Annotated in this window: 4 protein-coding genes; 2 read left to right on the top strand and 2 right to left on the bottom strand. The window is 74.0% G+C overall.

All coding sequences use genetic code 11. From position 1 onward, the window contains the following. A partial coding sequence (locus ACFRMQ_RS39545; protein WP_380735737.1) for a flavin-containing monooxygenase occupies positions 1-651 on the bottom strand: 651 nt, incomplete at its 3' end. 162 nt (positions 652-813) lie between these two features. Further along, positions 814-1,185 carry a YbjQ family protein gene (locus tag ACFRMQ_RS39540; protein WP_380693257.1) on the bottom strand — a complete coding sequence of 124 codons (372 nt, stop codon included), beginning with the start codon at positions 1,183-1,185 and terminating at the stop codon, positions 814-816. A 125-nt stretch (positions 1,186-1,310) separates the two neighbouring features. On the opposite strand from ACFRMQ_RS39540, the gene ACFRMQ_RS39535 reads away from it, so the two are divergent. Further along, positions 1,311-2,240 carry a hypothetical protein gene (locus ACFRMQ_RS39535; RefSeq protein WP_380735736.1) on the top strand — a complete coding sequence of 310 codons (930 nt, stop codon included), beginning with the start codon at positions 1,311-1,313 and terminating at the stop codon, positions 2,238-2,240. 172 nt (positions 2,241-2,412) lie between these two features. Then, a complete protein-coding gene (locus ACFRMQ_RS39530) occupies positions 2,413-3,141 on the top strand; it encodes a peptidyl-tRNA hydrolase (RefSeq protein ID WP_380735738.1) in 729 nt (242 codons plus the stop codon). Positions 3,142-3,274: the final 133 nt, after the last annotated feature.

Genomic DNA, 3,274 nt, shown 5'->3' with positions numbered 1-3,274 from the left:
GTGCTCGGGGGTGAACGGTCCGTCGTGGTAGACGGGTTCGGAGCGGGTGACCCACACCGTCTCGCCGACCGCCGCCACCTCCGACAGCACCTGGATCGCCGAGGCGCCGCCGCCCACCACCAGGACGCGCTCGCCCGTGAACTCTTCGGGGCCGCGGTACTCGGCGTAGTGCAGCTGGCGACCGGCGAAGCGGCCCGGGTAGTGCGGGAGGAAGGGGCGGGTCCAGGTGCCGGTGGCGTTGATCAGCGCGCGGGTCGACCAGGTGCCGCGGTCGGTCTCGACCAGCAACCGGGAGTCCGGAAGCCCGGACTCGGCGCGTACGGTGCGCACCGTGACCGGGCGTACGACCGGGAGCGCGTGCCGGGCCTCGTACGCCGCGAAGTACTCCGGCACCACCTCGCGCGCGGGGGCCTGCGGGTCCGGTGGCGGGAGTTCCTCGCCCGGGAGGTCGTGGACGCCGTGCACGGTGGCCATCCGCAGGGACGGCGAGCGGTGCGCCCAGGCGCCGCCGGGCGCTGCGTCGGCGTCGAGCACGACGAAGCCGCCGTCGGCGTCCGCCCGGTAGGGGGCGAAGCCGCGGCGGCGCAGGTGGTAGGCGGCGGACAGTCCTGCCTGTCCGGCGCCCACCACCAGGACGTCCACGCGCGGCACGCTCCGGAGAGCACCATCGGTTGCACCGTAAACAGTCACGCCCGTGAAACATCGGGGGGTCGAAGGCTGTTCCCGTCGAGGATCCGTCAGTGGCGCGGTGGTGGCGCGGTGGTGGCGCGGTGGTGGTGCGGTGGTGGTGCGGTACGGCGTGGACGAGGGGCGTCAGGCGATCGGGGAGATCACCGCGGCGGTGCCGTACGCGCAGACCTCGGTGCCGACGTCGGCGGCCTCCGTGACGTCGAAGCGCATCATCAGGACGGCGTTTCCGCCGCGTGCCTTGGTCTGCTCGACCAGTCGCTGCATGGCCTCGTTGCGGCTCTCGACCAGGGTCTTCGTCAGACCGCGCAGCTCGCCGCCGATCAGCGACTTCAGGCCGGCGCCGATCTGGCTGCCGATGTGGCGGCTGCGGACTGTCAGTCCGAAGACCTCGCCGATCACGTGATCGACCCGGAAGCCGGGGATGTCGTTGGTGGTCACGACCAGGACATCGGCGTTCGGGCGCTGCCCGCCGCCGTACTCATTGATATCAGCCATGGGTCACATCCTGCCAAGTTCCTGCGTCCGAGTGATCGAGGCGGGGCCGGGTGGTGGCCGAGAACGCTTTCGGAAGCTGGTCCGGACCGGTGATCGGGGGGCTGAAAAGCCGTACCGTTAGCCCCATGGGCGAGCGAAGTGATCATCCACAGGGGCCGGGCGCGGCGGAGGACTCCGGTGCGCAGGAGATCGAGGCGACGGTGGTGCTGGGCCTGCGGATCAATGACTGGCCGGCCCTGCGCGCGGCCGCGATCAGGGCCGTCGAGGAACTGGACTTCGACGGCGTCGACCCGGCCGGCCAGCGCCGCGAACTGCTGCGCGAGGTCGCCGAGGACGCCAACGCGGCGCTCGGCGCGCTGCTGCACCCGGACCGGCTGGTGGCCGCCATCCCCGGGGTCGAGGCGATCGGCGGCACGCTGGAGATCAGCGTCACCGAGGACTTCACGCCGGATTTCGCCGACCTGTTCCCGCTGGACGGCGAGGAGGAGGACGGCGGGGCCGGCGCGGACTGGACGCTCACCCCGCGTACCGCCTGTCTGCTGCACGCCCAGCTGATCGGGCTCGCCGACGCCGCCTACGACGACTTCGACGAGCACGGGGACGAGCCGGTCGTCGAGGGCGAGGACACCGACTGGACGGTCTTCGCCCGGCTGCCCCAGCGCACCTGGCAGCTGCACCGGAGCTGGCGCCGCGCGATGGCCCGGGCCTTCGACGACCTGGCCGACGACCTCGCGCTCGGCGAGTGGCCGCTGCCGCGCTGCCTGGCCGAGGACATCGCGCTGCGGATGGCCCTGGTGGACGCCCGGGCGCTGCTCGGCGCGCAGCCCGAATCGGTGGCGGACATGATGGGCGACCTCCCGGCCGACCTCTACGACTACGACTGGGACGGCTGCCAGGACGAGCTGTTCGGCGTCTACGGGCCGGACGACGGCGATCCGGAGCTGGGGGCGGAGCAGCGGACGGAGGTGCTGCTCGCGGCCACCCACCCGGAGGGCTGGTTCCTGATGTACGAGGACGCGGAGGAGCGGGATCCGCAGCGCGGCTACCGGCGCTGACGGGCCCCGCTCGCGTTCGCCCCGGGTCCGTGCCGTACGGGGCGGACCCGGGGCGCCGGGGCGGGGCTGGCATCCTGGACGGGTGACTTCTGCTTCAGGTGCCCCGACTCCCACCCCCGAGAACCCCGCTCCCGTGGCCGGCCCCGTCGACCCTGCCGACCTCGTCGATCCCATCGACCCGGTCGAGCCGGTCGACGTCCAGGAACCCGAGGACCGTGACGCGCGGCCGCAGTACGTGCTGCCGCTGGTCGTCCGGCTGGAGCGGGCCACTCCGCCGGGCCGGACGGACGCGCTGGAGACCTCGGCGCGGGCGGTGCTCACGCTGCTGGCCGACCCGCGGGTGACCGGGGCGGACGGGGAGTGGGCGCAGCGGGTCGCCGCGTGGGAGGACGCCCGGATCCGCAAGGTGGTCCGGCGGGCGCGGGGCGGGGAGTGGCGGCGGGCGGGCGAACTGCCGGGCGTCACGGTGCACGGCCGGGAGGCGGAGGTGCGGGTGTTCCCGCCGATCCCGCTGGACGGCTGGCCCAAGGAGCTCGCCAAGCTCCAGGTGTCGGGGACGGACCTGGAGGAGACGACCGGGATCGGTGCTCCCGAGCCGGGCCTGCCGGTGCTCTGGCTGAACCCGGAACTGGAGATGAGCGCGGGCAAGACGATGGCCCAGACCGGGCACGCCGCCCAGCTCGGCTGGTGGCGGCTGGACGAGGCGCAGCGCAAGGAGTGGGCGGAGGCCGGCTTCCCGCTCGCGGTCCGGACGGCCTCGCCGGAGGAATGGGAGGAGCTCGTCCACAGCGGGCTCCCGGTGGTCCACGACGCGGGCTTCACCGAGATCGCCCCCGGGCCGACCGTCGCGCTCGAAGGCGGCGAGCGCTACTGCCCCACCCCGCGCCTTCGGCGCTCGTGAACGCACCGCGCTGACCCCGGCGGGGTGAGCGTCGGCCCGGTGTCCCCGGCCGGTGGAGCCCGACGGGCCGAATCCGCCCCCGACGGGCCGAACCCGCCTCCGGCGTGTCGCGGATCGCCGGGGCGGGCAGTCG

Origin of the sequence: Kitasatospora sp. NPDC056783, from assembly GCF_042789895.1 — a bacterium.
Classification (GTDB): Bacteria; Actinomycetota; Actinomycetes; order Streptomycetales; family Streptomycetaceae; genus Kitasatospora.
This window is presented reverse-complemented; position numbering and strand designations above follow the sequence as displayed.